The 26,528-nt window shown below is 70.4% G+C and carries 19 protein-coding genes and 1 pseudogene; 11 read left to right on the top strand and 9 right to left on the bottom strand.

The window, feature by feature from the left end:
- Positions 1 to 11: 11 nt before the first annotated feature.
- Positions 12 to 3,005, top strand: a complete 2,994-nt coding sequence (locus IH68_RS0109960; RefSeq protein ID WP_030931703.1) for a beta-galactosidase — start codon at positions 12 to 14, stop codon at positions 3,003 to 3,005.
- Here the strand turns inward: IH68_RS0109960 and IH68_RS0109955 are convergent.
- From IH68_RS0109955 to IH68_RS0109935, 5 genes are all read right to left on the bottom strand, one after another.
- Entirely contained in the window at positions 2,992 to 4,503 is a 1,512-nt protein-coding gene (locus IH68_RS0109955) for an alpha-N-arabinofuranosidase (RefSeq protein WP_030931701.1), read from the bottom strand. The genes IH68_RS0109960 and IH68_RS0109955 overlap by 14 nt on opposite strands.
- Before the next feature lie 66 nt (positions 4,504 to 4,569).
- Complete coding sequence (locus tag IH68_RS0109950; RefSeq protein ID WP_030931698.1) at positions 4,570 to 5,544, bottom strand: arabinan endo-1,5-alpha-L-arabinosidase; 975 nt, start codon at positions 5,542 to 5,544, stop codon at positions 4,570 to 4,572.
- Complete coding sequence (locus tag IH68_RS0109945; protein ID WP_030931695.1) at positions 5,541 to 6,422, bottom strand: carbohydrate ABC transporter permease; 882 nt, start codon at positions 6,420 to 6,422, stop codon at positions 5,541 to 5,543. Before IH68_RS0109945 ends, IH68_RS0109950 begins: the two co-directional genes overlap by 4 nt.
- On the bottom strand, positions 6,419 to 7,357 hold the full coding sequence (locus tag IH68_RS0109940) for a carbohydrate ABC transporter permease (protein WP_030931692.1): 939 nt from the start codon (positions 7,355 to 7,357) through the stop codon (positions 6,419 to 6,421). Before IH68_RS0109940 ends, IH68_RS0109945 begins: the two co-directional genes overlap by 4 nt.
- Complete coding sequence (locus tag IH68_RS0109935; RefSeq protein WP_030931690.1) at positions 7,354 to 8,703, bottom strand: extracellular solute-binding protein; 1,350 nt, start codon at positions 8,701 to 8,703, stop codon at positions 7,354 to 7,356. Before IH68_RS0109935 ends, IH68_RS0109940 begins: the two co-directional genes overlap by 4 nt.
- 226 nt (positions 8,704 to 8,929) lie before the next feature.
- Between IH68_RS0109935 and IH68_RS0109930 the strand changes: the two genes are divergently transcribed.
- Together IH68_RS0109930 and IH68_RS0109925 are read left to right on the top strand one after the other, a co-directional pair.
- Positions 8,930 to 9,448, top strand: a complete 519-nt coding sequence (locus tag IH68_RS0109930; RefSeq protein ID WP_030931687.1) for a hypothetical protein — start codon at positions 8,930 to 8,932, stop codon at positions 9,446 to 9,448.
- Positions 9,445 to 10,692 (top strand): DUF6545 domain-containing protein, encoded by a 1,248-nt coding sequence (locus tag IH68_RS0109925; RefSeq protein WP_030931684.1) that lies wholly within the window; start codon positions 9,445 to 9,447, stop codon positions 10,690 to 10,692. The genes IH68_RS0109930 and IH68_RS0109925 overlap by 4 nt, the downstream gene beginning before the upstream one ends.
- Before the next feature lie 537 nt (positions 10,693 to 11,229).
- Here IH68_RS0109925 and IH68_RS0109920 read toward each other — a convergent pair.
- Positions 11,230 to 12,075 carry an SMP-30/gluconolactonase/LRE family protein gene (locus IH68_RS0109920; RefSeq protein WP_030931681.1) on the bottom strand — a complete coding sequence of 282 codons (846 nt, stop codon included), beginning with the start codon at positions 12,073 to 12,075 and terminating at the stop codon, positions 11,230 to 11,232.
- Complete coding sequence (locus IH68_RS0109915) at positions 12,072 to 12,845, bottom strand: IclR family transcriptional regulator (protein ID WP_030931678.1); 774 nt, start codon at positions 12,843 to 12,845, stop codon at positions 12,072 to 12,074. Before IH68_RS0109915 ends, IH68_RS0109920 begins: the two co-directional genes overlap by 4 nt.
- A gap of 258 nt (positions 12,846 to 13,103) precedes the next feature.
- Between IH68_RS0109915 and IH68_RS0109910 the strand changes: the two genes are divergently transcribed.
- Genes IH68_RS0109910 through IH68_RS52910 form a run of 3 tightly spaced genes read left to right on the top strand, consistent with a single transcriptional unit; the run spans position 13,104 to position 16,568 of the window.
- Positions 13,104 to 15,140, top strand: a complete 2,037-nt coding sequence (locus IH68_RS0109910; RefSeq protein ID WP_037884714.1) for a TerD family protein — start codon at positions 13,104 to 13,106, stop codon at positions 15,138 to 15,140.
- A 37-nt stretch (positions 15,141 to 15,177) separates the two neighbouring features.
- Positions 15,178 to 16,215 (top strand): NAD-dependent epimerase/dehydratase family protein, encoded by a 1,038-nt coding sequence (locus IH68_RS0109905; protein ID WP_030931672.1) that lies wholly within the window; start codon positions 15,178 to 15,180, stop codon positions 16,213 to 16,215.
- Positions 16,191 to 16,568, top strand: a complete 378-nt coding sequence (locus IH68_RS52910) for a hypothetical protein (RefSeq protein WP_234341305.1) — start codon at positions 16,191 to 16,193, stop codon at positions 16,566 to 16,568. The genes IH68_RS0109905 and IH68_RS52910 overlap by 25 nt, the downstream gene beginning before the upstream one ends.
- Before the next feature lie 16 nt (positions 16,569 to 16,584).
- On the opposite strand, the gene IH68_RS0109895 is transcribed toward IH68_RS52910, so the two are convergent.
- Together IH68_RS0109895 and IH68_RS57045 are read right to left on the bottom strand one after the other, a co-directional pair.
- On the bottom strand, positions 16,585 to 17,826 hold the full coding sequence (locus IH68_RS0109895; RefSeq protein ID WP_030931669.1) for a helix-turn-helix domain-containing protein: 1,242 nt from the start codon (positions 17,824 to 17,826) through the stop codon (positions 16,585 to 16,587).
- Between the two features lie 3 nt (positions 17,827 to 17,829).
- Positions 17,830 to 17,982, bottom strand: coding sequence for a hypothetical protein (locus IH68_RS57045; protein WP_199931865.1), 153 nt, complete (start codon positions 17,980 to 17,982; stop codon positions 17,830 to 17,832).
- Positions 17,983 to 18,181: 199 nt separating this feature from the next.
- On the opposite strand from IH68_RS57045, the gene IH68_RS0109885 reads away from it, so the two are divergent.
- The 5 genes and pseudogenes from IH68_RS0109885 to IH68_RS0109865 all read left to right on the top strand — a co-directional run.
- A complete protein-coding gene (locus IH68_RS0109885; protein WP_030931666.1) occupies positions 18,182 to 19,156 on the top strand; it encodes a DUF3068 domain-containing protein in 975 nt (324 codons plus the stop codon).
- Positions 19,157 to 19,362: 206 nt separating this feature from the next.
- The gene (locus IH68_RS0109880; protein WP_051833331.1) at positions 19,363 to 20,544 is read left to right on the top strand and encodes a glycosyltransferase family 4 protein; all 1,182 of its coding nucleotides are present in this window, start codon (positions 19,363 to 19,365) and stop codon (positions 20,542 to 20,544) included.
- A 13-nt stretch (positions 20,545 to 20,557) separates the two neighbouring features.
- Positions 20,558 to 21,379 (top strand): class I SAM-dependent methyltransferase, encoded by an 822-nt coding sequence (locus tag IH68_RS0109875; RefSeq protein WP_030931660.1) that lies wholly within the window; start codon positions 20,558 to 20,560, stop codon positions 21,377 to 21,379.
- Entirely contained in the window at positions 21,376 to 25,809 is a 4,434-nt protein-coding gene (locus tag IH68_RS0109870) for an alpha-(1->3)-arabinofuranosyltransferase (protein ID WP_030931656.1), read from the top strand. Before IH68_RS0109875 ends, IH68_RS0109870 begins: the two co-directional genes overlap by 4 nt.
- Positions 25,806 to 26,528: pseudogene (locus IH68_RS0109865) on the top strand (condensation protein); the annotation flags it as partial. The gene IH68_RS0109870 and the pseudogene IH68_RS0109865, both read left to right, overlap by 4 nt.

Genomic DNA, 26,528 nt, shown 5'->3' with positions numbered 1-26,528 from the left:
GGGAGGCTCCCTTGGGGCTCAGCAGACGTACCTTCAACGCCCTCGCCGGCACCACGGCCCTCGGCCTGGCACTGGGCGGCAGCGGCGCCATGACCTGCGCCTATGCCGCCCAGACCGCCCCCACGGGCCCGCCGCCCGGCACACCGGGCGCGGACGGGCGGCGGCACACGATCGGCTTCGACCGCTACTCGCTGATCATCGACGGCAGACGGATGGTCGTCTGGTCGGGCGAGATGCACCCCTTCCGGCTGCCGAGCCCCTCCCTGTGGCGCGACATCCTGCAGAAGATGCGCGCCCACGGCTACAACACGGTCAGCATCTATGTGTCGTGGAACTACCACTCCCCCGCGCCGGGGCACTACGACTTCACCGGTGTCCGCGACCTCGATCTGTTCCTCCGCATGGCCGCCGAGACCGGCCTGTATGTCACTCTGCGCCCCGGCCCCTACGCCAACGCCGAGATCGACGCCGGCGGCTTCCCCGGCTGGCTGACCGCCACCGAGGGCCGGGCACGGACCGCCGACCCCACCTACCTGTCGTACGTCGACGAGTGGCTGACCCAGGTGAACGCCATCGTCTCCCGGCACCTGTACACCAAGGGCGGCGGGACGGTCCTGCTCTACCAGATCGAGAACGAGTACGACGCGTACGTCGACGAGCCGGCCGGCCGTGACTACATGGCCCACCTGTACCGGAAGGTCCGGTCCGACGGCATCGACGTACCGCTCTTCCACAACGACAAGGGCAGGAACGGGTACTGGATCCCCGGCTCCTTCGACACGGGCGGCGAGAAGGGCCGCTGGCTGTACGGCTTCGACGGCTATCCGTCGCCGACCCTGGCCCCGCCCGACTGGGGACACTTCGGGACCGGCGGGGCCAAGGGCGGCGCTACCGCCAGCCCCCAAACCCCCGGTTTCGTACCGGAGTTCGGGGGTGGCTGGTTCGATCCGTGGGGCGGCACCTGGTTCGAGGGGAAGGGGTACGCGGAGTCGCGGCGGCTGCGGGACTCGGCGTACGAGCGGCGGTTCTACCTCACCAATCTCGCCAACGGCATCACCCTGCACAGCGTCTACATGACCTTCGGCGGCACCTCGTGGGGCTGGCTGCCCGCGCCGGTCGTCTACACGTCGTACGACTACGGGGCGGCCATCGACGAGGGCCGGCAGCCGACCGCCAAACTGATCCCGATGCACCAGTTCGGGCAACTGCTGCGGCACTTCCCCGACTTCGCCAAACTGGACCGCGCGGCGGACGTCGAGGCGGACGCGGCGGCGGACGGGCTGAAGGTGTACCACCTGACCAATCCCGACACCGGCGCCCACGTCTATGTCCTGCGCAACGACGGCGAGGTGCCGGTCGCCACCGAACTTCCGCTGCACGGCGCCGAACTCCCCGTCCCCGTGGCCGTCCCGGCGCAGGACGCGCGGCTGCTGGCCGCCGGGATCAGGCTGGGTCGGCGAAAGCTGCGCTACTCCAACGCCCAGCCCATGCTGGCCCTCACCGCCGGACGACAGCAGATCGCCGTGCTCACCGGGCGGTCGGGAGAGGAGACGGTGACCGCGCTGGAGTGCGCGGGCGAACCGACGGTCACCGTACTGGAAGGGGAGGCCGAGCACTCGTACGCGGACGGGCTGTTGCAGGTGGAGGCCCAACTGGACGGTCTCACCCAGGTGTTGGTGAGCGGCGGCGGAACCTCCACCCCCCTCCTCCTGCTCCTCGCCGACGACGAGACCTCTGTACGGCTGTGGCCGCACGACACCCCGTCCGGCCCGGTTCTCGTATACGGGCCCGCCCTGCTGCGGACCGCGGCCGTCGACGGGACGGTGGTCCGGCTGACCGGGGACACCGTAGAAGCGGCGGACCTGGAGGTGTGGGGACCACGAGGCATCCACGAACTCACCTGGAACGACAGGGAGTTGAAGGCCCACACCACCTCCTCCGACAGCCTGCGCGGCGCGCAGCCGCTGGCGGGGGTCGGGGCGGTCGCCCTGCCCGCGCTGAGCAACGGCTGGCTGCGGAAGACGGAGAACCCCGAGTCGGCGCCCGCCTTCGACGACTCCTCCTGGACCCCCGCAGACAAGACCACCACCCACAGCACCACACCGGTCCCCGCCGGACAGCCGGTCCTCTTCGCCGACGACTACTCCTTCCACTACGGCGACGTCTGGTACCGCGGGCGCTTCACCGACGCCACCGGCGCCGAGTCCGTGTCGCTGGCCTACAGCACGGGCACGCAAGGGCTGCTGATGGCATGGCTGGACGGGCGGCCGCTGGGCACGCACCGGATGCCCGTCCCGGACAACAAGACGGTACGGAAAGGGAGTTGGACCGCCACGGCCGTCTTCTCGGTCACGGAGGCGCTGCGCACGGACGAGCCGCATGTGCTGTCGGTCCTCGTCCGCCGTATGCAGCACGACCAGGACGGCAAGGCCCAGGACACGCACAAGGTGGCGCGCGGGCTGACGGCGGTCACCTTCGCGGGGGCGGCCCCGCAGATGAGCTGGCGGCTGCAGGGCGAGGCGGCACCGGACCCGGTGCGCGGGCCGCAGAACAACGGCGGGCTGTACGGGGAGCGCAACGGCTGGCATCTGCCGGGGTACGGCGAAGGTGGCTGGGAGCCGGTGCAGCTGCCGCGGGCGGACCGGCGGCAGGGGGTGACCTGGTACCGGACGTCCTTCCGGCTCGCGGTCGACGCCGGCACCGACGCCTCCGTCGGGCTGGTCCTCGACGACGACCCGGCCCGCGCCTACCGCGTCCAGATCTTCCTGAACGGCTGGAACATGGGCCAGTACATCAACGACGTGGGCCCACAGCACACCTTCGCGCTCCCGAACGGGATCCTGCGCACACGTGGCTCCAACACACTCGCCCTGGCCGTCCTGTCCGACGGGACCACACCGTCGGGACCGTCGGACGTACGGCTGACGCTGCTGGGCGCGGCGGCCGGAGGAGTTCCTGTGGCGCCTGTGGACTCCCCCGGCCGTTCGGCCGCTAGGCGAGCCTGATCACGTTCCAGGACAGCGGTTCGAGTACGGCGGTGAGGGTGCCGTCCCGCAGGACGGTGCCCTCGACCGTGTGCGGGGCGACCCGCTCGGGGTCGTCGAGGGTGTTGCGGGCGTCCGGGTCGGCGTCGGCGAGGGCGCTGTGCTCGACGACGTGCGTCAAGTCCAGGCCGTTCAGGGCGACTTCGAGCGGGAGGGCCTCCGTACGACTGCGGTTGACGGCGAAGACGGTGACGGTGCCGTCCTCCGCGCGCACGGCGGTGGCGTGCAGGAGGTCCGTCTCGCCGTACTTCTTCGTCTCGTACGTCGGTGAGTCGACCCGGACGTCGAGGACCTGGCCGCGGCCGTACTGCGAGGCCTGCGCGAAGGGGAAGAAGGTCGTCTGGCGCCAGGCCGGGCCACCGGGCTCGGTCATGATCGGGGCGATCACATTGACGAGCTGGGCGAGACAGGCGACGGTCACGCGGTCCGCGTGCCGCAGCAGGGCGATGAGGAGCGAGCCGAAGACGACGGCGTCCAGGACGCTGTAATTGTCCTCCAGGAGACGCGGGGCCTCCGCCCAGTCCCGCGCGCCGGAGTTCTCGATCTCGTGCCACTCCGAGATGTACCAGACGTTCCACTCGTCGAAGGAAAGGTTGATCTTCTTCTTCGACTTCAGCTTCGCGCCGATGTGGTCGGCGGTGGCGACCACGTTCTCGATGAAGGACTCCATGTCGACGGCGGAGGCCAGGAAGGAGTCGACGTCACCGTCCTCGGGCTGGTAGTAGGCGTGCAGGGAGATGTGGTCGACGAGGTCGTACGTCTCCTCCAGGACCGTCGCCTCCCAGGCGGCGAAGGTCGGCATGGACTGGCTGGAGGAGCCGCAGGCGACGAGTTCGACCGCCGGGTCCATCTGGCGCATCGCGCGGGCCGTCTCGGCGGCGACGCGGCCGTACTCCTCGGCGGTCTTGTGGCCGGTCTGCCAGGGGCCGTCCATCTCGTTGCCCAGGCACCACAGCTTGATGCCGAAGGGGTCCTTGTCGCCGTGCGCGGCACGGAGGTCGGACAGGGCCGTGCCGGCGGGGTGGTTGGCGTACTCCTGGAGGTCGAGGGCCTCGGCGACACCTCGGGTGCCGAGGTTGAGGGCCATCATGGGCTCGGCCTGGGGGCCGATCTTCTTCAAGAAGGCGATGTACTCGGAGAGGCCGAAGCGGTTGGTCTCGGTGGAGCGCCAGGCGAGGTCGAGTCGGCGGGGACGCTCCGCTGCCGGGCCGACGGAATCCTCCCACTTGTATCCCGATACGAAGTTGCCACCCGGGTAGCGGATGGCGGTGACGCCGAGTTCGCGGACGAGGTCGAGGACGTCCTGGCGCAGGCCGGCCGCGTCCGCGGTGGGGTGGGTCGGTTCGAAGATGCCGGTGTAGACGCAGCGGCCGAGGTGTTCCACGAAGGAGCCGAAGAGGCGGGGGTTTACTTCGCCGATGGTGAAGGCGGGGTCCAGGGTGAAGCGGGCGGTGCTCATCTTGGCCTTTCGGGTTCAGTTTCGTCTGCAGGTGGTTCGTGGCTGGTCGCGCAGTTCCCCGCGCCCCTAAAAAGCCAAAGCCGTTGGCCAACCGTCGCGTGTCCAGCTGAGGCGGTTGAGCCCCAGCTTGGGGGTTCCGTTGTCGTCCGCGTCGTAGTAGTGGTACGCCAGCCAGTCCGTACCGTGATCGCGGAAGACTGATTCTCCACCGGGGCCTGTGTAGCGGCCGTGGGATGCCAGGAGCAGGTCGCCGCCGCCCTCCAGCATGGGCTTGCCCGTGCTGTCGGCGTACGGGCCGGTGACGGAGGTCGATCTGCCCGCTCTGATCTTGTACGTCGAGTTCACGCCCTGGCAGCAGGCGTCGTACGACGCGAAGAGGTAGTAGTAGTGGCCGTGCTTGACGATGGACGCGCCCTCGACGGCATACGGGGCGTCCGGGCGGGTCGCCAGATGTTCGACCGTCGCACCCGGCACCGCCTTGCCGGTCTTGGGGTTCAGTTCGACCATGCGGATGCCCGTCCAGTAGGAGCCGAAGGCCATCCACAGTCTGCCGTCCGCCCGGACGATCGCCGGGTCGATGGCGTTCCAGGTGTCGCTGGTCTCGGAGGTGAACGCCTTGCCGTGGTCGGTCCAGGTGCCGGGGAGGCCGGACGGGGAGGTGGCGACGCCGATCGCGGAGTGGTTGGTGCCCCAGGAGGAGACCGCGTAATAGAGCCAGTAGTGGCCGTCGCGGCGGGAGATGTCCGGGGCCCAGGGGTCGCCGGTGTTGTTGTACTCGTACCACCAGCTCGGCGGTTCGGCGAAGGCGTTGCCCGCGTCGTCCCAGTGGCGCAGGTCCTTCGAGAGGCGGGCGCCGATGATGCCGCCCGTCGAATAGGCCGCGTAGCCGCCCGACTTGAGGTGAATGACGGTGGGGTCGTGGATGATCTGCTGGCCGGTGAGGGGGAGCGGGTCGGGGTAGCTCTCCGCCGCCTGCGCCGTGTTGGGGAGGACGGCCAGGAGGACCGCCACCAGGGCCGTCAGCGCTCTGTGTGCTCTCACTGTCCCGCCAATCCGGTGTGTGCGACGCCCGCCACGATCTGGCGCTGGAAGAAGACGAAGACGACGATCAGCGGCAGGCCCGCCATGAGGCCGCCGGCCATGAGCTGGGCCCACTGGATGCCGTAGGAGTTCATGACGGTCGCGATGCCGTTCGGCATGGTCATCAGGTCGGGGTTGTTGGTCACCATGTAGGGCCAGAGGAAGTTGTTCCAGGACGCGATGAAGGTGAAGATGCCCACCGCCGCGAGCGAGGGGCGGGCGAGCGGGACGACGATGGTGAAGAAGACGCGCCAGCGGCCGGCGCCGTCGATGAAGGCCGCTTCCTCCAGTTCGCGAGGGATGCCCTGGAAGAACTTGTAGAGGATGTAGACCATCGCGGCGGGTGCGCACTGGGGCAGGATCATGCCCCAGTAGGTGTCGACCATTCCCATCTGCTGGACCGTGGTGAACAGGGGGACGCCGAGGACGGCGGGGGAGATCATCAGGCCCGACATCACGATGCCCATGAGGACACCCTTGCCGCGGAACTCGGTGCGGGCGAAGCCGTATCCGGCGAGGGCGCTGACGACCAGCACGACGGTCGTCACGCAGACCGAGACGACCAGCGAGTTGACGAACCAGTTGGTGATGTTGCCGGTGGACCAGAGAGCCTTCCACGCCTGGGCCGTCCAGACCTTCGGCAGCCAGTGCGGCGGGATTTCGGCGGCCTCCGCCTCGGACTTGAGCGAGGTGAACAGGGCTGCCGCGACCGGCGCCACGAAGACGGCGGAGACGGCGACACCGAGGAGGGTCAGGACGATCTGGCCGGGCGTCCAGGGCTTGCGGGACGTGGTGCGTACGGTCGTCGCGGTGCGTACGGTCGGCTCGGCTGTGGTCATCGGCCGCTCTCCTCACGGTTGCGCAGCAGCCACATCCGCGCCAGGGCGACGACTGCGATGATCACGAAGAAGATGATGGACATCGCGGAGGCGTAGCCCACGCGGTAGCTGGTGAAGCCCTGTTCGAGGGTGTACTGGACGAAGGAGCGGGTGCTGAGCTCCGGTCCGGGGCCGAAGTCCATCATCACGACGGCCTGGTCGAAGAGCTGGAGCGAGGCGAGCACCTGGAGTGCGATGACGAGGCCGGTGATGTTGCGGAGCATCGGCAGGGTGATGTGGACCATGCGGTGCCAGGCGTTCGCGCCGTCGAGCTTCGCGGCCTCGTAGAGGTGGTCGGGGATGCCCTGGAGCGCCGCGAGGTAGAGCAGGAAGGAGAAGCCGACCGTCCACCACAGGGTCTCGATGACGATGGCGAGCATGGCGTACGACTTGTCGGTCAGCCAGGGCGTGTCGATGCCGAGGGTGTGGTTGAACATGCCGATGCCCTGGGTGAACAGCCACTGGAACAGGTTGCCCGCGACGGTCGACGGCAGCAGGAACGGCACGAAGAAACACAGCCGCCACAGCCACTTTCCGCGCTCGATGTTGTGCGCGAGCATCGCGAGCAGGAAGGCGAGGACCGTGATGCAGGGCACGACGAGCAGGGTGAAGTAGGCGCTGTGGCCGAGCGCGTCCCACATCAGCTGGTCGTGCAGGGCCTCGCGGTAGTTGTCCAGGCCGATGAAGCTCGCGCCCTCACCGGAGATGTTGGCGTCGGTGAAGCTGAGGTAGATGCCGCGCAGCAGCGGCCAGATCACGAAGAGCACGAAGAGCGCCAGGAACGGCGCGATGAACCAGCCTCCGTGCTGGAAGCCCTGCTTGCGGCGTACGGTCGCGGTCGCGGTGGCGGTCCTGGCGCGCCCGGGCGCCAGGACGGTCTGAGCGCTGGTCGTCATGCGACCGCACCTCCCTGCGCGGCGGTCCTGCCGTCCATCGGGTTCTTCGAGGCGAGAAGCTTGGCGAGCTCTTTCTTCATGCGCTGTGCGACGGCGGCCGGCCCCGCGGAGCCCATCGTCGAGGAGACGACCATCGGGCCGAGGTCCTGGGCGAGGACGCCGGTGGAGCCCGCGAACCACACCTTCGGCTCGGTGGCCTGGTGGTTCATGGCGCTCACGTACTCGTTCTGCGGGGTGAGCTTCTTGTACGCGGCCGTGGAGAGCGTCGGCCGGTAGGCGGGGATGTGACCGCCGGCCGCCCACTGCAGGGCGTGCCGGACGACGTAGGCGGCCAGTTCGTGCGCGGCCTCGTTGGTGGCGCCGCCGCGGCCCGACTGGTGCGGCAGCACGAAGGAGTGCGACTCGGCGTGGGTGGCCTGCCTGCCGAAGACGGGCGGCAGCGGGGTCGCGCCGTAGTCCAGCTCGGCGCCGGAGAAGACCGGCACGGACCAGTTGCCCTCCCAGGTGAAGGGCGCGCCGTTGATGAACTGTTCGCCGGTCGGGGCGCCCGGGATGACGTAGCCGTCGGTGACGTGCTTGCGGAGGAACTCCAGGACCTGGGTGGCCTTGTCGGCGTCGAAGAGGACCTGGGTGCGGGCGTCGTTGAACCACGCGCCGCCGAGCTGGGTGTAGAAGGCGACGAAGAACCACCACTGGAAGTTCTGGTCGTTGGTCCACAGGCCGATGGTCTGCAGGCCCTTCTTCTGGACCTTTTTGGCCTTCTTCAGGACGTCGAACCACTCGTCGGTGGAGGCGACCGGGATCATCAGGCCGTCGTCGCCGAGCAGGCCCGCCTTCTTCAGCACGTCCCTGCGGTAGAAGCAGAGCTGGACGTGGATGTCGAGCGGCAGGGCGTAGAGCTTGCCGTCGATGACACCGCGGTTCCACAGGGCGGGGTTGTAGTCCTCCTGCCGTACGCCGTACTTGGCGAGCAGGCCGGTGTCCCAGGGGTCGAGGAGGCGGCCGGGCGAGAAGCCGGGAACCCGGCCCATGTGCATGACGCCGAGCTCGGGGGCCCGGTTGCCGGCGGCGGCCATGGCCAGTTTCGTGTAGAAGGGGTTGCCCCACTGGAGCGTGGAGTCCTTGACGGCGATGTCGGGGTGTTCGCTGCGGAAGGCGTCCAGCATCGCGATCATGTTGGCGCCGTCGCCGCCGCTGAAGAGGTTCCAGTAGCGCACCCGGGTGTCCGCGCCGGCGGCCAGTGCGTCCGCGCCGGTGCCGAGTGCGGCGAAGCCGAAGCTGCCCGCGACCGCCAGGCCGCCTGCAGCAGCCAGAAGTTGTCTGCGATTCAGTTCAGGTCGTCCCATGCCCTGCCCCCCTGCCGTATCGCTTTCTGTGTTCGGCATTTCGAAATGCGCTCGTAACTTCGAACGGGACCGTAGATAGGAAGCGCTTGCTAGTCAATGGTTTGGACAGGAGTTTCCGGCCAAGGAGGCCGTTCGTCGTTGAACGGCGGCGTAGTCTCGGACGGCCTGTTGTGCGGCTGCGAGAGGGGGAGGTATGCGGCTACGGCGCTCGCGGAGGGCCGCCGGGATGCGGAAGCTGACGGACGGCCTCGGGGCGGCGATGCGGGCCAGACCCCGCCCGCCGGCCGATGCGCGGGAGCTGTGCCGGGCGCTGTGCGAGGAGATGGGTGTGCTGCGCGGCGGCCGGCCGGTGGAGCTGCGCTTCGAGCGGTTCCCCGACGAGCTCGAAGTCACCGGGCTGTGGGTGGAGTTCTCCGACTTCGATCTGGTGATCGTCGAGGAGCGGGCCGAGGCGGTGCAGCAACTGGTCATACTCGGCCATGAGTTGTGGCATCTGCATGCCGGGCACAGCCATCACCATGTGGCGGGGGCGGCGCTGGCCGACCGCCGCAGGTGGACCGACGTGGCCTTGTCGGTGGCCGCGCGCGACGGTTCCCGTGTCGCCGACGAGGCGGAGGCCGACGACTTCGGGCACCGGCTCGCGGCCGCCTTCCGGCCGCTGCTGTCCGGGCGGGACGCCGACGCCCCGCTCGGCCGTATCCAGCGGTCCCTGGGTTACCGCGGGCGCGGGGGAACGGGCCGGTGACGGCGGCCCTCGCCCGACTGGCGTGGTCCCCCGCGGGTTTCGTCAACGAGTTCTACCCGTCCTTCTGGTGGATCCCGGCCGGTGTACTGACCGCCGCGCTGGCCATCAAGCTGCCGACCATCGTCCGCCTCTGGAGCGACCCGCTGCTGCGTGCCGTCGGCGGCGTACTCCTCATCGCCTGCGCGGTGTTCGTGTTCGTGGCGCCGTCGACGATCGCCCGGGTCAACCGGGTCACGGGCGTGCCGAACATCTCGGCGCCCTGGGTGTACTCGCTGCTGACGGCGTTCTGCGGCTCGTGTCTGCTGCTGATCATCGCGTGGCGCAACGGGCTGTCCGACCGCTCGGCGTCGACCGTGCGCGCCGTGCGCTGGGTGGTGGCGGGTTCCCTCGGCGTGATCGCCGCGCTGTGGGTGCTGTTCGCGCTGGCGGACGCGCCCGTGGAGCGCCTCCGGGACCTGGACACGTACTACGCCGACACCCCGTACATGCGCGAGATGATTCTGCTGTATCTGCTCGCGCAGGCGGTGGCCACGGTGATCACCTCGGGGCTGATCTGGAACTGGGTGCGCACCGACGGGCTCGACGCGTGGCTGCGCTGGGGCCTGAAGTTCCTCGGCGTCGGCTACGCGGCCCAACTCTCCTTCTACGCAGTCAAGTTGCCCGCGGTGGCGGCTCGCTGGACGGGCCACGACCTGGACTGGCTGAGCACCGCCGTGGCACCCCCGCTGGCCTGCCTCTCCGCCATCCTGATCGCGGTCGGCTTCATCCTGCCGCACGCGGGCCAGTACCTGGCCGAGCGGTGGCGGGTCCGCCTGGCCCACCGCCGGCTCCGCCCCCTGTACCTGCTGATGCGCACGGTCAACGGCAGCGGCGTCTCCTTCGTCCTGCGCGCCACACCGGAGCTGCGGCTGATCCGCCGGGAGACCTTCATCCGCGACGCCCTGCTCCCGCTGGCCCGCCACATCGACGAGGCGGGCCGCAGACGGATGTACGAGGCGGCGCTCGCCCTCGGCCACGCCCCCGCCCGCGCCAAGGCCCTCGCCGCCGCGGTGGCCATCCAGGACGCCGTCGAGTCCCGCCGCTGGTCGCTGGAGCCGGAAGGCCACCACGACCCGGACACGACGGACCTGCTCCGAGAGATCGGGACCGTCTCCTGCGCCCTGCGCCACCCCGAGGACCTGGAGGCGGTACGGGCACGGGCGGGGCGGGAGGGGGCGCGGGATCAGCGGGGGATTCGGCGGTAGGGGGCTGCTCGATCGGCTGAGCGGAGGGGCCGGCAGACCGAGCAGAAGCCGAGCGGGCCACGCCCCGGACAAGCGAGGCCGGGGCGACACCCTCTGCGGGCGGCACCCTGGCGAAGCCGACCCACCCCGGCCGGTGACGAGCCACGACAAGGCGGCGGGTCCAGCGTGAGCCGGAGCAGAGAGGCAGCCGATCCGGCGACAGCCGGAACGAGGGCCAGTCTGTCCCGCGCCAGCCGCAACGGGAACCGGACAGCCGGTCCAGCAGCAGCGGATGCCGGGGCGACACCCGTGCAGGCGGCACCCTGGCGAAGCCGAGCCACCCGGCCGACGGCGAGCCACGACAAGGCGGCGGGTCCAGCGTGAGCCGGAGCGGGGGGCGGCCTGTCCCGCGACCGCCGGGACAGGGGCCGGGCAGCCGGTCCCGCGCCAGCCGGAACGGGAACCGGGCAGCCGGCCGGTCCGGCGGCAGCCGGAACCCGAGCCGGTGGTCGGCCCTGTCCCGCCTGCCGCCGGAGGCCGTCTCGTCCGTCGCCTCGGTCAGCCCGCGAACGCCGGCTGCGGCAGGCCCTTCCCCGCGCCCGGGACCACCAACAGGGAACCCGCCACCGGGTGGGGTGCCGTGAGGCCCACTCGGGCCGTTGTGATGTACAGGTCCGTGAGGTCCGGGCCGCCGAAGGCGCAGGCCGTCACGCGGGGCGTGGGGAGTTCGATCACGCGGTCCAGTTCGCCGTCGGGTGTGTAGCGGCGTACCGCTGCGCCGTCCCACAGCGCCACCCACACGCAGCCGTCGGCGTCCACCGTCAGCCCGTCGGGGAAGCCTGCGCCGTCCTCGATCTGCGCGAACCGGCGGCGGTCCACGGCCCGGCCGTCCTCGTGGTGGAAGACGTCGACCTGCCGCGTCGGCGAGTCGACGTAGTACATCAGGCGGCCGTCGGGGCTCCATCCGGTGCCGTTGCTCACGGCCACGTCGTCGAGGACGAGCTCGACCGAACCGTCCCCGGTGATCCGGGACAGCGTGCCGCCGCCCGCCGCCTCGTCGTAGCGCATGGTGCCGGCCCAGAGGGAGCCGTCGGGGGCGACGGCGGCGTCGTTGGCACGGCGGCCGGGGACGACCTCGTGGTGCAGCCAGCGGAAGGTGCCGTCGGGGTCGACGAGGCCGACTCCGTCCCGGAGGTTCAGGACCAGTCCGCCGCCAGCCCTCGGCTTCGCCGCGCCCACGTGCTGGTCGGTCACGCGAGTCGTGCGACGGCCGGTCACCGGGTCGTACGTGTAGACACGCGCGCCCAGGATGTCGATCCAGATCAGCCGCCCGGCCGCCGCGTCCCAGGTCGGCCCCTCGCCCAGGGTGGCCTCGGCGCGCACCGCCACCTCGTACGCCGTCATACGACGGTCCGGTGGCCCAGGCGCTCCGACAGCTCGACGGCGCCCTTGGCGGCGAGCTGCTCCAGCTCCGCGCGGCGCTCGTCGCTCCAGCGGATCATGGGTACGGAGATCGAGAGGGCGGCCACGACCTGCCCGGTACGGTCCCGCACGGGCGCCGCCACACAGCTCACGTCCGGGTTGGACTCACGGCTCTCGACCGCGATCCCGCGCTGACGGATCTGCGCCAGGGCCTCGCGCAGCGCGGACGGCTCGGTGATGCTGTTGGGAGTCATCCCGACGAGCTCGGCGTCGTCCGGGATCCGCGCGGTGAGCTCCTGCTCCGGAAGGGAGGCCAGCAGCATCTTCCCCACGGACGTGCAGTGCGCCGGCAGCCGCCGTCCGGCCGCCGACACCATACGCACCGCGTGGGTGGAGTCCACCTTGGCGATGTAGATGACGTCGGTACCCTCGAGGATCGCCACGTGCACCGTCTCGTCACAGGTCTCGGCAACGGACCGCGCCACCTGCTGCCCCTCGGCCGCGAGGTCCAGCTGCTCGGCGTAACGGCTGCCGAGCTGGTACGGACGCACCCCGAGCCGGTAGCGTCCCGGCTGCCCGGGCACCTGGACGATGTACGACCGGGCGGCGAGCGTGGTGACCAGCTCGTGCACCGTGGTGCGCGGCAGCTGCAGCTTGCGCACTATGTCGGGGGCGGAGAGCGTCCCGTCCCCGTCGAGGAAGAGCTCAAGAATGTCGAGAGCCCGAGTCACGGCAGGTACAAGGCGTCCCACGACCGGCCCCCTCCCTTGTTGTCTGAGGTTGTTGAGGTATTTACCCTAGGCGTCTGTTCGAAATTTCAACAGACGATCGGCATGACGAACACAGGCTACGCATAGTGCGTTTGCCCGGGCAATGGTTCTGCGCAGACCACCTCACGGTCCCTGTGGTACTACTGTCCCCCATGTGCGACACGTCACATCATGTCGTGCACGGGACAGCCGCGGCGGGAGGGGTCGGCGGCGTCCCGGCTGTGTGATTGGGGGGTTTCCATGCATGAAATGGTCAAGGGCTCGAACGTGTCTCTGGCGGCCCTGAGCGAGAACGTCGGTTCGGTGATCGTCGGTCTGGGCTGGGTGAGCCCGAGCGGCGAGGGCGACGCGGACGTGTCCGTCTTATTGCTGGACACGAACGGCAAGGTGCGCAATGACACCGACTTCTACTTCTACAACAACCCGGTGGCCGCCGACGGAAGCGTGCAGCTGCTGGGGAAGACACCGACTGCGGACGGCAACGAGGACCGCATCGGCTTCGACCTGACCGCGGTTCCGGCCGACGTGGACCGGATCGTCGTAGCCGCAAGCCGCTACGAGGGTGCCCGGTTCGGGGAACTGGAAGACGTGAGGGTGACGCTGGCCGACGGCGCGGGCGAGCACCTGCTGCGCTTCACGATCGACGACGCCGACTCGGTGAGCGCGATCATCTTCGGCGAGCTGTACCGGCGTGCGGACGAATGGAAGTTCCGGGCCGTGGGGCAGGGCTACGAAGCAGGGCTGGCCGGCCTGGCGACGGACTTCGGCGTGGACATCGACGACGACGCGGGCGAGGCGGAAGGACCGGAAAGCGGGGAGCACCTGGAGACGGCGGTCCCCACCGCGCCCGCCGAGGCTCTCGCGCAGACCACTGCCCTCGAGGCCATCCCGGCTCCCCGGAGGCCCAGCGGTGAGTCCGCTGCCGGGCCGAGGAAGCCGGCCCCACGGCCTCGCACGGCGAAGAAGAAGGTCACGCTGCCCAGGGAGACCAGGAAGTCCCTGGCGGAGAACGAGTCCTGGAAGGAAGCGCGGCTCTTCCCTGTCTCGGTGCTCAAGAGCGACCGGGACCGCGAGATGCGTGCCACCTCGGTGCTGTTGTCGGTGATGGCGCAGGTACCGGAGTTCGGCCGGAGGCTCACGGCCGCGTTCGGAGCACCGGCGGGCCGCATGGAAACGTTCACCGAGGTCTCCCTGCCGCACGGTGACACGCCCCGGCGCCCCGACGGAGTGATCCGCGTCGAACGGGCCGGGAAGCTGTGGACGGCGCTCATCGAGACCAAGACCAACGGCAACTCCCTCAGGGCCGAACAGGTGCAGGCGTACATGGACATCGCCGCCCGTCGTGGCTACGAGGCCGTGATCACGCTCTCGAACGACGTCGCCCTGGAGGGCAGCCCGCTCGTCGACGTCAAGATCGACGGGCGGCGCAAGCACAAGGTGGCCCTGTGGCATCTGTCCTGGGCCGAAGTCGCCCACCAGGCACAGATGTTGATCCGGCACGAGGGCGTGGGCAACGCCGCGCACGCCTGGCTGCTGCAGGAGCTGCTGCAGTATCTGCAGCACGAGAACTCCGGCTGCCACGGCTTCCAGAACATGGGCTCGGCCTGGGTGCCCGTGCGCAACGGAATCGACGACGAGACCCTGTGCCAGGGTGACGCGCGGGCGCTGGAGGTGGTCGAAAGCTGGGAGCGGCTCATCCGCCAGGTGTGTCTCGGTCTCGGCGGCGAACTCGGACAGAAGGTCCTCCCCGCCCAGCGGGCCAAGCGCGGGGCCGATCCTGGGGCTCGCCGGGCCCGACTGGCCGACCAGCTCTGCGTCGACGGGCGGCTCCAGGCGGAGCTGCGCGTCGAGGGTGCGCCGGGTCTGCTGTCCGTCACAGCCGACCTGAGGACCGGCAGGCTGCGCACGTCCGTCGAGATCCCGGCACCGGACCAGGGCTACCCGCTGACCTGGGCCAAGCGGCTGATCCGCCGGCTGGACGAAGCACCGGCGGACCTGCACGTCGAGACCCTGGTCGAAGGCGAGGCGGGTGGACCCCGCGGGACTCTGGAGCGCCTGCGCCCCGAGCCGGCCGACATGCTCCCGAAGAACACCGCCACCCGGATCACCGGTTTCCGCCTGTCCCTGCTCAAGAGCATGGGCAGCGGCCGCGGCAACGCAGAAACCGGCTTCATCCGCAGCGTGGACGACGCGGTGCAGCGCTTCTACACGACGGTGGTGGTCCACCTGGACGCCGCGACGCCGCGGCGGGCTTCATCGAAGGAGCCTACGGGGTAAGGGAGTTGCGACCGACCGGACGAAGATCGGAGTGCGCGTGGACGTGCTGGTGACCGGAGGCAGTGGGTTCGTCGGTTGTCATCTGGTGGGGCGGCTGCTGGAGCGCGGGTATCGGGTGCGTGCCACCGTGCGCAGTGTTGCGAACAGGGCGAAGGTGGCACCCCTGACGGCGCTGCAGGACCGTTTTCCCGGTCGGCTCGAGCTGTTCGAGGCCGATCTGCTCGTCGACGGGGCCTTCGACGAGGCCATGAAGGGGTGCGAGGTCGTCTTTCATGTCGCCTCGCCCTTCTTCATGCCGGAGAGGATCAAGGACGGGCAGCGGGACATGGTCGAGCCCGCCCTTGTCGGTACCCGCAATGTGATCGCGGGCATCGAGCGGACGCCGAGCGTCCGCAGGCTCGTCCTCACCTCCACCGTCGGCGCGATGTTCGGCGACTACGCGGACGTACGCGACATGGAGGGGCAGGTCCTGAGCGAGGCGTACTTCAACACCAGCAGCACCGTCGAGAACAACCCGTACCACTACGCCAAGACCGTGGCGGAGCAGGCCGCCTGGGAGGCCGAGAAGGGGCAGTCGCGGTGGCGCATGGTCGCCGTCAACCCGGGGCTGGTGCTCGGGCCCTCCCTCACGCCCGCCTCCGAGTCCGGCAGCCTCTTCCTTCTCGAAGAGCTCTTCAAGGGGTACTTCTTCTACGGCGCCCCCGACTTCAGCTTCACCACGGCGGACGTGCGGGACGTGGCGGACGCACACATCGCCGCCGCCGAGAAACCGGACGCGCACGGGCGTTACATCGTCGCGGCGGAGCGGATGACGTCCTTCCATGAGATGGCGCGGATCATTCGGGCGCGGTATCCCAGGGATCTGCGGCTGCCGCGAACCCGCCTTCCGCACTGGCCCGTTCGCATCCTGGGGCCTGCCTTCGGGCTCACCCAGGACTACATCCGGGGGCACCTCGGCATCAGGTTCCGGGTCGACAACGGCCGGAGCGTGCGGGAGCTGGGGATCAGCTACCGGCCCGTCGAGGAGACCCTCCTGGATCATTACGCAGCGTGGCGGCAACAGCGGTCCCGGTAGCGCTCCCGGCAACCTCCGCCGCCCCCGCGCAGGCCGCCGACGACTGGAACCCGCCCGCGAACCTGGTCCAGCCGCTGGGCGAGGTCTGGAACCACGTCGAGTCCGCCTATCCCGACCTCTACGGCTTCCGCAACTACGGCTGGGACCAGACCATGGCCGACAAGGGAAGCGTCAACTACTGCGTCCGCTGGGACTCCGACGCGCCCGTCAGCGGGTCGGGCAGGAGTACTCCACCGGCGCCCTCGGCCAGGACGACATCCATATCTACCTGCATGAAGTCGGGCACACCTCCGGGACTTCTGGCGGCACATGAAGAGCCGGTACGGCCTCTGAGGCGTAGCCACGGCCGCTGAGTCACCGCCTCCTGCGTCACCGCCGCCCCGCCTCCCCCAGCACCCCCCTCAACCGCTGGGCCCTGAGCACCAGTTCCAGCTCGAAGCGGCGGTCGGGGTCGTCGATCTCGTCGCCCCACAGCTCGCGGATCTGGCGGAGGCGGTAGCGGACGGTCTGGGGGTGGACGCCCAGCCGGGCGGCCACCTCCGGTGCCCCGCCTCGCGTCTCCAGCCACGCCAGTAACGTTTCAGCAAGCCGGCGTCCGTGCGTCGGGCCGCAGTGGGTGAGGGGTGCCAGGCAGCGCAGCGCCAGGTCGTCGATCAGTTCCTCGGGCTGGAGCAGGACCAGGGCCTCCGTATGTTCCGTGCAGTACAGGACGTCCCCGGCGGGCAGCAGCCCCCGTTCCATCAGGTGTACGGCCGCCTCGGCCCAGCGCAGTGACTTCCCCGCGTCGGAAAGCGGTACGGGCGGTCCGATCGCCCCGGACCAGCCGGTCAGCGCCCGGTGCAGCAGTTCGGGGCGGCCGGCCGCGTCCGGCTCGGGGACGACCATGCGGGGCTGCTCGTACTCCATGTCGAGCAGCACCCCCTGCCCCACGGCCGGTGCGACCGCCTCGCGGGCCGGGCGCAGCAGCACGCCGACCGCGACCTTGCGCGGCAGCGTCCAGCCGACCCGGGCGGCCCGTTCGGTCAGCGCGTCGGCCGGGTCGCCCCGGTGATGCTCGGCCAACAACAGCTCCATCAGCCGCCGTTGGAGCCTCAGCCGCTCCCCGGCCTGCCGCGCCGCCGCCTCCGCATAGCCGCGCACCGACTGGTCGACCAGGCCGTCCAGGTACTCGTAACCCGCGTCGACGAGCTCGTACATCGCGGGCGGCGGGATCTCGACGCGCTGGCCGATCTCGGCGAAGCGGCGCCAGGCCAGCCGTACGCCCATCCGGTAGATCGCCTGCAGGGAGTCGAGCGAGCGGCCGTGCAGGCCTTCGCCCCGGCCGAACTCCTGGAAGACGCCCGGCGGGACCGTCGGACGGCCCTCCGACTGCTCCAGGTGCTGGACGAAGACCTCGATGGCGCGGCGGATGCCGACCAGGGCCATCGGCTCGCCCGACTCGTCGAGGACGACGGGCAGGTGCGGGTACTCACGGCGGATCTCGCGCAGGATCTCCTCGGCGAGCGCGGGCGCCTCGGCCATGGCGAGGGCGGCGAACCGGCGGACCTGGAGACGGGGCACGTCGTGCCAGGCCGAGCGGGCGGTGACGGCCGGCGAGTGAGCGGGCGTCACAGGTCAACTCCCTTGCCCGGCTTGCTCGTACGTGATCAATGGGGTGTTGGGCTGGTCGGGCGTCGCATCGAGCAGCGCGACGATGCCGAGCGCGGCGCCCACGGCGAGCGCGGCGGCAGCCACGACGGTGAGCACGGCAGCGAGCAGTCTGGACATCGCAGGGTCAGCCTCTCTGTCCGGAGGTCGTCCCACCCCGGTGCCCCCACCCCTGCCTGTCGGCCCCAGTCTCGACAAGCATTGACACCCCGTCAAGAGCAGCCTACGGTTCCCGGCCCAAGGCCCCGTCTTCCCGCCAGTCCGGCGTCGCGGGCCGGAGCGGCCCGAACTCCGTCATCCCTCCCCCTGGAGTGCCCGGATGCGCCGTACAGCCTCCCCCCTTTCGCTGACTCTGCTGGGACTCGGCACGTTTTTGCTGGTCCTGGCGCCGATGCTGGCCTGGTACGTCGAGCCGCGGGCCGCCGTGAACCCGATCGACATCGACACCACCGCCGTCTACAGAGGCACCGGAAGCTACTTCGACACCGACGAGATCGAGACAGTCCACGACAAGCGGATCACGGTCACCCAGCAGGTGCGCGGCAACGTCGCGGACAGCGAGAGGAGCGGGCGGGCGGTGTGGGACGTGACGACGACGGTCGACACGGACAAGTCGCTGCCGGCCGCCGATCCGCACGACGCGCTGGAGTTCTTCCTCAACCGCTGGGTGACGAACCGCCACACCAACCAGCCGGTGCACTGCTGCAAGGAGAACCCGTACTTCGAGGGCGACGCCTATCTGAAGTTCCCCTTCGGCGTGGCCCGAAAGTCGTATCAGTGGTGGGACAACTCACTGGGTTCGACCGTCACTTTGCATTACTCCGGCACCAAGAAGATCCAGGGGTACCGGGGTTACCGCTTCACCGGCACCGTGTCGCCGTCGAAGATCGGGACGCGGCTGGTCCCCGGCAGCATCGTCGGCCAGAAGAACAAACCGCAGGTCCTGGCCGAGGAGTGGTACTCCAACCACGGCATCGAGCTGGTCGTCGACCAGCGCACCGGCCGGGTGCTCTACGCCCAGGTCGGCCCGCGGCGCACCCTGCGGGCGCCGGGCGCCAAGAAGGACGCGGTGGTGCTGCTGGACAGCAAGAAGCTGGCGTTCACCACGGCCACGCAGAAGGACCAGGTGAAGCTGGCCAAGAAGGAGAGCGGCCAGCTGCGCATGGTGGGGCAGACGTTGCCGATAACCGCCGCTGTGGCCGGATTCGTACTGGCGGCGGTGGGTGGGGTTTTGGTGGCGCGAGGACGGAAGCGTCCCGATTCGCCCGAGACGCCCCGGACTTCACAGGCTTAGCTCACGATGTGACATGACGTCAGTTCTAATAAGGCGGAAATTTGTCACCCCGGTGAGTAGCCGTGGCGAACGGCTGGGCGAAAACTGTCCAACCCCACCCAAGCACAACGTGTCCACACCCCCCGCCCATGAAGAGCTCAGTCCCCCCACAGCAAGTCCGGAAAGCCACTGCTGAGTTCCGCACCCTGAGACGAGTTGGAGCACCCATGCCCCAGCACGTGCCTTCCCCGCTGCGCGCCACGCATCCCTGGGCTCCGCAGCACCCCTCGGCGCTCCCCCCACAACCGCGCCGAATCGTTTTCCTCGCCCACCGGGATCTAGACAATCCGGCGGCCGGCGGCTCGGAGCTGCTGGTCGACCGGCTCGCCGAGGGACTGACCGGTCTCGGCCACCAGGTGACCCTGATCTGCGGGGGTCCCGCGGCCTTCCGGGACTACCGGGTCGTGTCGGCCGGCGGCGAGTTCGCCCACTACCTGCGTGCCCGTTCCGCCTTCGCCCGTCAGGTCGGCGAGACCGATCTGCTGGTCGAGGTCTGCAACGGCATGCCGTACCTCGCACCCCTCTGGCACCACGGCCCCACCCTGTGTCTGGTCAACCACGTCCACTCCGACCTGTGGAAGATGCGGTTCGGCGGACCCCTCACGCCGGCCGCGCGGATCGGCCGAAGACTCGAGCAGTGGGCGCTGACCGGTGCGCAGCATCGCAGCCTGCTGGTTGCGGTCTCTCCCTCGACCGCGCATGCCCTGCGGGGCATCGGCGTCGAGCGGGACCGTATCCGTGTCGTGCACAACGGCGTGGAGGAGCCCGGGCCGCGGGCCGACCGGTCGGCCGAGCCGCTGTTCGTGGCCGTCGGCAGACTCGTCGAGTACAAGCGGATCGACCTGCTGCTCAGACTCTGGGAACGGGTGCGGCCCGTGACCGGCGGTCGGCTGGTCATCGTCGGTGACGGGCCCGAGCGGGGGCGGCTGGAGCAGCTTGCCGGGCCCGGCGTGGAGTTCGTCGGGCACGTCTCCGAGGCGGAGAAGCACCGGCTGTTGTGTGCGGCCTGGTTGTTGCTGCATCCGTCCGCGGTGGAGGGGTGGGGGTTGGTCGTCACCGAGGCTGCGACTCGGGAGACGCCGACCATTGCCTTTGATGTGCCGGGGCTGCGGGATTCCGTCGTGGACGGGGAGACCGGTGTGCTGGCGCACGGGGAGTCTTCGTTCGCCGCTGCCTGGTGCACGCTTGCCCTGTCCGGGCACCGCCGTGAGCTCATGGGCAAGGCTGCGCGGGATCGGGCGGCTCGTTATCGCTGGCATCGGACGGTGAGACAGTTCCGTGCGGTGGCCGCCGAGGCGGTGAGGCACGCCTCCGGCGGGGGTGAGTCGAACCATGCGCCGCGTCGGTGAGGCCGTCTCTGGGCTGCGGGTCGTTCGTGGCTGGTCGCGCCTACGCGGCGGTAGCCGCATATCCGATACAGCCCCGCGCCCCTATAGGGGCGCTCGACCCGACCGGAGTTTCAAGGATCCGTCCTTTCGGCGGTCCCTCGCCCTCTTCCGAGCGTTCCGGCACGAACAGGATGACCCTGAGACGTGCTACGAACTGCTCGCCTGCGACGCCGCTGATCAAGTCGAGGCATACGACGGTCCCGTGGACGGTCGTACGGTCGTGGACGTCGGGGGCGGTGGCGGGTACTTCACCGCGGAGTTCCGGCGGCGCGGAGCGCAGGCCTACCTCTTCGAGCCGGACGTACAGGAGCTCGGGGAGAAGCCGCCCGACGGGGCCGTGATCGCGGACGGGTATCTGCTGCCGTTGTCCGACGGGGTCGCGGACGTGACCTTCTCGTCGAACGTGCTGGAGCATGTGGCCGATCCGCAGACGTTCCTCAGCGAGCTGGCCCGCGTCACCCGGCCCGGTGGGCTGATCTACGTCTCGTTCACCAACTGGCTGTCCCCGTGGGGCGGTCACGAGTGGGCGCCGTGGCACTACTTCGGTGCCGAGCGGGCCCGCGCCCGCTATCGGCGGCGTACCGGAAAGCCCGCCAAGCACACCCTCGGCGAGAACCTCTTCGCCGTGCACATCGGCGCCACCCTGCGGCAGGTGCGCGCCCGCGACGACGTCACGGTCGTCTCGGCGCGCTCCCGCTACTGGCCCTTCCTCGCGGAGACCGTCGTGAAAGCGCCGGGGATCCGTGAGGTGGCCACCTGGAACCTTCTCCTCATCCTCCGGCGGTGTCCCCCATGACGACCACGGTCCAGGCCCCTCCTCCGGCAGCCGTCCACACCACCGCGGCCACCTCGGGTCCGCCGGAGGGCCCGCGGTCGCGGCGCTGGCTGGTGGGGTTCTGGGCCGTGATGTTGGTGCTGTTCCTGGTGGTGCACCCGGGGCGGCAGACCTTCGAGACCAAGCTGGGTGTGACGGTCGACCCGGGTGCCTTCTTCTCCGGCCTGGGGCAGTTGTGGCACGACCAGGGCAGCTTCGGCGGCATCCAGGACCAGTACGCCGGCTACCTGTGGCCGATGCTGCCGTTCTACTGGCTGTGCCACGCGATCAACCTTCCCGTGTGGCTGGCGGAGCGGCTGTGGCTGTCGCTGATCGTGTCCGTCGCCTTCTGGGGCGCGCTGCGGCTGGCCGAGCGGTTGCGGGTGGGGAGCGGTGGGTCGCGGCTGCTCGCGGGGGTCGCGTATGCGCTGTGGCCCGTCTTCACCATCGTCGTCGGGTCGACGTCGGCGGCCGCGCTGCCCGGTGCCTTTCTGCCCTGGGTGCTGCTGCCGCTGACGAACGAGCGGTACAGCGCACGGGTCGCCGCCCTGCGCTCGGCGCTGATCGTCCCCTTCATGGGTGGCGTCAACGGCGCTTCCACACTGGCCTCGCTGCTGCCGGTCGGGCTGTATCTGCTCTCCCGCCCGCCCGGGCCACGGCAGCGCAAGCTGATCGCCTGGTGGGTGCCGGGTGTGATCGTGGCGACCGCCTGGTGGTGGATACCGCTGGTCATGCTCGGTGTCTACGGCGAGAACTTCCTTCCGTACGTGGAGACTTCGCAGACCACGACGGCCACCATGTCGTTGACGGAGGCCCTGCGCGGGGCCGGCAACTGGGTCGCGTATCTGCACTTCGGGCAGGCCTGGCTGCCGGCCGGGTGGACGGTCGCCGCGTCGGTGATCGTCGTCGTGTGTTCGGCGCTCGCCGCCGGGCTCGGTCTGGCGGGGCTCGCGAGACGGGACATGCCGGAGCGGCGGTGGCTGGTGCTGACCGTGATCTCCACGGTTCTGGTGCTGCTCGCCGGGTACGGTGGCGCGTTCGGCGCGCCCTTCCACGGGGTCGTGCAGGACTGGCTGAACGGCGGGCTCGTCCCCTTCCGGAACATCTACAAGTTCCAGACGGGACTGGCTCTGGCGCTGGTACTGGGGCTCGCGCATGCGGTGGGCATCGCGGCCGAGCCGCGGGGTGCCCGGCCGGTGCGCGGGCGCCGGTTCGCCCCGCTGATCGCTGCGGTGCTCATCGTCCCGGGTCTGATGTGGCCTTATCTCAACGGCTCGATCCTCAACCCGGGGTCCTTCCAGGAGCTTCCCAAGTACTGGAAGACCACGGCCGGTTGGCTGGAGAAGTACTCCCCCGACTCCCGTGCCCTCGTCGTCCCGGCCACCTCGCACGGCATCTACACCTGGGGCTCCCCCATCGACCAGCCCCTCGACGTCCTCGCCAAGTCCCGCTGGGCGCAACGGGACTACGTGCCCTTCGGCACCCCCGGCAACCGGCGCGCGATGGACGCGGTGGAGGACGCCCTGGCCTCCGGGAGTGACGTCCCGGGGCTTGCCGACTACTTGAGCCGGGCAGGCGTCTACTACGTCGTCGTACGCAACGACCTCGACCCCGACCAGATCGGCTCCGTACCGACCACGACCGTGAAGCGGGCCCTGGAGCAGTCGGGGTACGTCCGGGTGACGGGCTTCGGGCCGGTCATGACCGGCGGGAAGATCGCGCACGACGCTCCGCTGCAGGTCGAGGGGTTGTATCCGCGGCAGCGGGCGGTCGAGATCTACGAACCCTCGGGCGACGGCGTGCCGCGACCGGGGCAGGCGCACCTGCTGCCCGTCTCCGACACCGCGGTCGTCTCCGGCGGGCCCGAGGCCCTGCTGCCGCTCGCCTCCGAGCTGCGCGGCCGTGCGACCGTGCTGACCGGCGACAACCACCCCGGGCTCGGCTCCCCGCCGCTCCAGGTGGTCGGCGACGGGCTGCGCCGCGCGGACACACGGTTCGGGCTGGTCAGCGGCAACACCTCCTACACGTACACCAGTTCCGAGCGGAACGCGCCGGACGCCGTGCAGGACGCGGGGAAGAAACCGCACCAGATCCTGCCGGCCAAGGGGCTCGACCACCAGACGGTGGCGCAGCTGCGCGGCGCCCGCTCGGTGACGGCGTCCTCCAGCGGCAACTGGCTCTTCCACCTCCCGCAGTACGACCCGGTGAACGCCTTCGACGGCAACCCGGACACGGCCTGGGCGGAGGGCGCACCCGGCTCGGCGGACGGTCAGTGGCTGCGGATCGGCTTCACCGACTCGTACGACATGCCGTCCTCGTTCAAGGTGACCCCGCTGCCGCAGGAGAGCGTGCGGTCGGCGGCGACGAAGGTGCGGGTGGAGACCGAGAAGGGGGAGCGGACCAGTTTCCTGCGGCCGAACGGCCAGCCGCAGACCATCAAGGCACCGGCGGGCGCGACGAGTTGGATGAAGCTGACGATCGTCGACTCGGTGGAGCGTCGCTCGGGTCTGACGGGGGCGGGCTTCTCCGAGATCTCCCTCCCGCACGTCCAGGTGACCCGCCTCCTCCGGCTGCCCACGGACGCGGACGACTCCGACGCGGCCGCCACCCTCGTCTCCCTGCACCGTACCCCCGACCCCACCGGCCTCTCCGCGACCGGCACCGAAGCCGGCCTGCACCGCCGCTTCACCACGGCCACGGCGGGGACGTACGAGGTGAAGGCGGGCGCCGTGCCGGTGAACGGCGCAGAACTCGACAAGCTGCTGTACCAGGTCGCCCCCGACCAGCAGAACCGCATCGTCGCCACCGCCGACTCCACGGCGGCCCTCGGCGCGGGCCTGTCGGCGCGCAACCTCACCGACGGCGATCTGACGACGGCGTGGATCGCGGGCGACCGGCCGACGATCCATCTGAGCTGGAGCGGCAAACAGCCGGTGGGGGAGATCGTGCTGGCGCCCGCGGGCGGACTGTCGACCCGTCCCACGCAGGTGGACATCAGCTCCCCGGACGGTGCGACCATCGCCGGCGTCGACGAGAACGGCGTGGTCCGCTTCGACCCGATCACCACCGACCGCCTGGACATCACGATCACCCAGACGGCACCCCTGACCCTGCACAACCCCGTCGCCGACGAGGACCTGCAGCTCCCGGTGGGCCTGACCGAGGCGTACATCCCGGCGCTCGACCAGTACCGCACCCCTCAGCCGAGCAGCAGCCGCACCTTCTCGCTTCCGTGCGGGCAGGGACCGGACGTGGCGGTGGACGGCAAGCTGTACCAGACCAGCGCGAAGGGGACGGTACGCGACCTGACGGAGCGCCGTACGGTCGATGTGGCGCTCTGCCAGCGGGGCCGCAGCGACGGCGAACTGGAGCTGGGAGCCGGTACGCACCGCGTCGAGGCCGGGGATGCCGGACCGCTCACCCTGACCGACGTGACCCTGACCCGCGGCACGGTCACCGAACCCACCGCCGTGGAGCGCCAGTTGACGATACGGGACTGGCTGGGCGACCGCCGCGAGGTGACGGTCGGATCCGGGGCGGCCACCTATCTGACGACGTACGAGAACTACAACGACGGCTGGAGGGCCACCCTGGGCGGCAAGGAGCTGACCCCGGTCCGCCTCGACGGCTGGCAGCAGGGCTGGCGGATCCCGGCCGGGGCGGGCGGCACCGTCAAGCTGTCGTACGAGCCCGCGACGACCTACGAGGGCGGGCTGATCGGCGGCGGGGTCGGGCTGGCGGTCCTGGTCGGGCTGGTCGTCTGGCGCCGCCGCTCACCGAACCCCGACCTGCCGCAGCCGGTACCGCCGCTCCCCGGGCTGTGGCTCGGCACGGTGGCCCTGACGGTGGTGGGTGTGCTGATCGCCGGATGGTTCGCGCTACTGGTGCCCGCGCTGGCACTGCTGGCGTATCGCCGGCATGCGCTGCTCATGCCGGTCGCGTTCGTCGCCCTCGCGGGGGCGGGCATCGCGGCGGCCACAGGGGCCGGGGAGCCCGTGGGCGGGGGCGAAGGAGCCTTCGGGCACACGGCCCAACTGCTCGCGCTGATCGGCCTGTTCGCGGGCGTGGTGAGCGTACGGGAGCCCGACGAGGGACCGGGCTCGACGGCGGTGCTGCCGCCGGTCCCGCCCGGCTCCGAGGCACCGACCCGAGCCCTGCCGAGGCGGCGCCGGGGCGAGAAAGGACCGGTACCCGAGGGCGAGACGGGGAGACCCGCACCGGTACCCGAGGGCGAGCCCGGGCCACCCGCACCGCACCCCCACCCCGACGCCGGACCGACCGTCTCGGCACGCGGCCCCGGCGGCCCCGATCCCGACCCGCCGACCGCGCGGATCCAGTTCCGCAAACCGAAGTTCCGGCCGACTCCGCCCGAGCAGCCGGAAGCCCCCAGGGGGAGGGACGAATCCACGTGACCGCACTCGAACACCCCGCCCGCGCCGACGGCCCGGCAACACGACCACCGGCCCGCATCCCCTTCCCCGTCGTCGACGAGGTCGCCCGGCACTGCCTCCAGGAAGAAGAACCGGAGACGGTGCACATCGAGGTCCACCTACCGGGCCCCCTGGACCGCGACCGCCTGCGCGCAGCCTTCACCGAGGCCCTGCGCCGCCACCCCCGCATCCTGATGCGCGAGGCCTCGGGCCACTGGTACCGGCGCCGCTACGAGTGGGAGTTGACGGGAGAGCCGGACGCAGAGGTGGTGACCTTCCTGCGGGCAGGTCACCACGCGTTGCGAGACGCACGAACCCGGGCCCTGACGACGGCTCCCCCGCTGACCTTGTCCCCACCGATACGTCTGGAGGTGGTGGAGGGGGCAGGACCTGCGGAGGGCAGCGAGGCAACAGACGCGGTCGGCACGACGACAGCTGCCGAGGGCACCGACGCCGCGGTAACTGCGGGCGCCGACACCTCCGTAGCTGCGGGCCAACGCCGGCAAGCGACTTCATCCCCCGGCGCCGGACAGGGCACCGTCCTCTTCCTCACCATCAACCACACGGCACTCGACGGCCCCGCCTGCCTCCGAGTCCTGGCCACCGCGGCCGAAATCTACGGCGGCAAGGACAACTCCCCCACCGCACCCCCCACCCGCACACCCGACAACACCCCCCAGCCCCCCACCGACACCCCCTCC

This window comes from Streptomyces sp. NRRL S-646, assembly GCF_000720765.1.
Classification (GTDB): Bacteria; Actinomycetota; Actinomycetes; order Streptomycetales; family Streptomycetaceae; genus Streptomyces.
Note: the sequence above shows the minus strand (reverse complement) of the source record. Positions and strands in the feature narration are given on the sequence as shown.

Bases quoted from the DNA above. Each gene is read 5' to 3' on its own strand.
- IH68_RS0109955 (WP_030931701.1), bottom strand. From the start codon at position 4,503: ATGAGCACCGCCCGCTTCACCCTGGACCCCGCCTTCACCATCGGCGAA.
- IH68_RS0109945 (WP_030931695.1), bottom strand. From the start codon at position 6,422: ATGACCACAGCCGAGCCGACCGTACGCACCGCGACGACCGTACGCACC.
- IH68_RS0109940 (WP_030931692.1), bottom strand. From the start codon at position 7,357: ATGACGACCAGCGCTCAGACCGTCCTGGCGCCCGGGCGCGCCAGGACC.
- IH68_RS0109935 (WP_030931690.1), bottom strand. From the start codon at position 8,703: ATGGGACGACCTGAACTGAATCGCAGACAACTTCTGGCTGCTGCAGGC.
- IH68_RS0109930 (WP_030931687.1), top strand. From the start codon at position 8,930: ATGCGGAAGCTGACGGACGGCCTCGGGGCGGCGATGCGGGCCAGACCC.
- IH68_RS0109920 (WP_030931681.1), bottom strand. From the start codon at position 12,075: ATGACGGCGTACGAGGTGGCGGTGCGCGCCGAGGCCACCCTGGGCGAG.
- IH68_RS0109910 (WP_037884714.1), top strand. From the start codon at position 13,104: ATGCATGAAATGGTCAAGGGCTCGAACGTGTCTCTGGCGGCCCTGAGC.
- IH68_RS57045 (WP_199931865.1), bottom strand. From the start codon at position 17,982: ATGTCCAGACTGCTCGCTGCCGTGCTCACCGTCGTGGCTGCCGCCGCG.
- IH68_RS0109885 (WP_030931666.1), top strand. From the start codon at position 18,182: ATGCGCCGTACAGCCTCCCCCCTTTCGCTGACTCTGCTGGGACTCGGC.
- IH68_RS0109880 (WP_051833331.1), top strand. From the start codon at position 19,363: ATGCCCCAGCACGTGCCTTCCCCGCTGCGCGCCACGCATCCCTGGGCT.
- IH68_RS0109870 (WP_030931656.1), top strand. From the start codon at position 21,376: ATGACGACCACGGTCCAGGCCCCTCCTCCGGCAGCCGTCCACACCACC.